Annotated in this window: 2 protein-coding genes and 1 pseudogene; 1 reads left to right on the top strand and 2 read right to left on the bottom strand. The window is 43.1% G+C overall.

Annotated elements, in window-relative coordinates; translation table 11 throughout:
• A pseudogene (locus JIN85_RS19960) lies at positions 1-182 on the top strand (hypothetical protein); the annotation flags it as partial.
• A gap of 44 nt (positions 183-226) precedes the next feature.
• Here JIN85_RS19960 and JIN85_RS19955 read toward each other — a convergent pair.
• Both JIN85_RS19955 and JIN85_RS19950 read right to left on the bottom strand, forming a co-directional pair.
• Complete coding sequence (locus JIN85_RS19955; protein WP_200274160.1) at positions 227-763, bottom strand: hypothetical protein; 537 nt, start codon at positions 761-763, stop codon at positions 227-229.
• A gap of 78 nt (positions 764-841) precedes the next feature.
• On the bottom strand, positions 842-3,004 hold the full coding sequence (locus tag JIN85_RS19950; RefSeq protein WP_200274158.1) for an AAA family ATPase: 2,163 nt from the start codon (positions 3,002-3,004) through the stop codon (positions 842-844).
• Between the last annotated feature and the right edge of the window lie 163 nt (positions 3,005-3,167).

The raw sequence follows: 3,167 nt of genomic DNA, 5'->3' as shown, positions 1-3,167 counted from the left end.
CCATGACCGCTCGGAACAACAACCCCTTGCTCAAAACCTTCGCCGATCGGCTCCAGGAAAATGGCAAAAAGCCCAAGCAAATCATCATCGCCATCCTGCGAAAACTGCTCCACCAAATTTACGGCATCCTCAAATCCGGCGAACCCTACAACCCCGAAAAAAGAGGCCTCCAAACCATCTGAAAACACCCGACCTCAGCCACTCAAAAGAATCCCAAAAACTCAATTTACGGTTGATCTTTCAACGCAGCATCTTGTTCGCCTTGCTGGGCGATTCGATTCAAACGACGAAGGTTGGCTGCCAATATATAGCCATTGAACCTCGGATTCGACAGGTAGAAATCCAAGAGCCGTTGAACGTAGGTCGACGCTGCCCTGCTCCACAACTGCCTTCGCTGCGGACTCGCTATATCCCAATCAGAGGATCTGAACACGAAGAGGAATTTCAAGACCTGTTCATGTTCGAATTCGCACTCCAACAGCTTATCGAAGGTCAATTCAGCCTTTTGGAGCGAGTGCAAGAAGTCGTAGGCGGCCGATCTCGCTGCACCAAGGTTTCGGTCTAGGAATGGTGATGTGCTAGTTGCAATAGCTTCAGCGATCTCCAAAGCCGTTTCTTTCATTTCGTCAACTCGACGTTTCGGAAGTGCAGCGGAAAGTATCTTGTCGATGTCATCATCTATCGCAGCCAGAATGATCCCGGAACCAGGCAGCGATGACGCTAGGAGCTTCAGGACTTCTTTCGCTGCTTTATTGAGGTGCATCTTTTCTTAGCCGAACGTGGCGGTCTGGCACGGCGCGGTAGCGACGTTGTCCAGCACCGTCTTGTTATGTATTTGTATTCATTTCATCATGGCTTTATAGTGATCCACATAGCCCGTCTTCTCAAACACAAGCTTCATACCCTCCGTAAAATGACTGTAATCAAACTCTTTTATGTCGAATATGTTCTGTCCAAGTGAGTGGGACTCTCGGTTCATGTATCTATTGAAACTTTTGAATCTATCTTCAGACAATTCAGGGAGTTGGAACACGTTATTATAATCCCGCTTTCTTACGAATGCGAAAAAGTGCTCAATAATGTTTCTCATGCAATTTGCGATTAGAGCTGGTTGCTGCGAAGTATCTTTGACAGTTGCCCAGTAGGTCTGATAATCATTCTGTATTTCTTCATATCGCATTCGCTTTATTTCAGCCCCATTTGATGACTTTACCAGCCTCATTAATTCTTGCTGTTGATCCCTGTCTTCCTTTTTTGTGAAGGTCAATTCGTAGAAAAAATATAGACTGTGCGTAAGCACGATGATTTGAGAATATGACGGGTTATTGACAAACTCTCTTTTGATATATTGTCCAATATTGAAGACATAGATGTGAGAAAGGCTTGAGATCGGGTCATCAATAACAACAGCTTTTGCTGTTGTAGATTTGGTAGGGTCTAAAGTTCCATTACATCTTTCAATGAAATATAAAAAACTTATTAGCGTCTTCTCCCCCTCGCTTAAGGACCTAAAAACATTTTTTGAGTGCGAATCTCTCGCTAGCTGATACATCGAATCCCCATGCTTCTCAATCTTGAATCCAGTGACTCCTAGGTCATTTAGCCTATTGTTGATCGCATCGACTGAAGCATCTATGTTAATTGTTTTCTTTCTCAGGCTTACAAGTTTTGTTTGAATTGCGGAGATTTTATTATCTGTTTGTTCTATTTTGGAATCGAGAGCCTGCTTCTCTTTCAAAAATGCTGTTTCTGCATCTTCATCTGCTTTGATGTCTGGGGCGTAATCACTTCTCATTTGCTCCCAGAAATCGCTCTGAACCTTATCAATAGACTGCTTGCGATTGGCTATTGATTGATTGAATGCTTTGATTTCTGAGTTAATTTTCCTGATAATTTTATTCAATATCTCCGAGGTGCTACTTACGTCTTCTATCGCAATGGATTTCTGAGGGTTTAGTATTTTTTCTTGGATGCTCTTGAGGTTTCCATTTAGCAGAGCGACTAGGTGTTGAGATGTTGATTTCCAGAGATCCAAGTCGTCTTGGGAAATATACTTGCACTCGTCAACAATAGCATCGAGATCCAGATTCTGGATCTGCGATTCCTGGGCCTTCAGGACTTCACTAAGTTGGAGTTTTAGATCTTTGTAGTCTCCATCAAAGATTGAGCGTATTGATTCAATTAATGCTTTCGACAGAGTCCTTTCCTGGCAGAACGGACAAACCGAGGGCTCGTCGCCACTTTCCTGAACAAACGAGAGTCCCTCGCTGACCCAATTGGAGTTTCCTAACTTCTCAATAAATTCACCAACGGGCCCTTCGGTTTTTGCCCTTATTTCGTTTTTCAATAGATCAGTTTCATCAATAGTTAGTCCTTTTATCAAAATTTCATCCAATGCCTTTTGTTCAGTTGCGCTTTCATCTGAAAGGACTGATGCACGTTGTTTTAGTGATTCGATCGATATGGACTGAAATTCTTCAGAGAGTGAAATACCCTTGAGATGCTCATAGAGCTTTTCTTTCTTCATGAGTCCTCTTATGCAGAATTCCAGAACTCTATCGCCTCCGGTGTATGTTGTCTTAATCTTCCACGCTGCTTCTATCGTATTATTTCTGACTGCGTGATACCGTTCTCGCGACTTTTTAAGTTCAGCAAGATAGTCTTCCTTTTGAATTCCTTTTTTGGATAATTCAGTCTCTAACTCACCAATCTCGATTTTGATCTCTTTGTTTTCCTTAGATAGCGTGAATACTCCGCGGAGTTCTCCATCTTCGTAAAAATAGTCCTCCACGAACTTCTGATTGTATACTAAAGTTTCAAGATCTTGCGATTTCAGGAGGCTGCATGAGGAAAAGTCATCGTCTGTTGGATTATAGAGAAAATTTGATATCGTGCTCTTGCCGGCCCCGTTTAATCCGTAAATGAGGGTATTTCGCTTTGCCAAGGCGATATGGGTTCGAGACTTATAACACGCGACATTCTCTAGATTGATTTCAGTGATCATGAGGAATTTCCATTTTTCACATAACGTTCAATGTCCAGGCACGGGCGAATGCCCGTTGCCTGCGACGGCTCATAAGCTCGATTTCAGCCACAACAAAGGCTATACCACTCGTTCCCAAATGGAACCCAAAACGGCCGCGTGATGCAATCTGAACCCGCGCCAA

This window comes from Luteolibacter pohnpeiensis (genome assembly GCF_016595435.1).
GTDB lineage: Bacteria > Verrucomicrobiota > Verrucomicrobiia > Verrucomicrobiales > Akkermansiaceae > Luteolibacter > Luteolibacter pohnpeiensis.
Note: the sequence above shows the minus strand (reverse complement) of the source record. Positions and strands in the feature narration are given on the sequence as shown.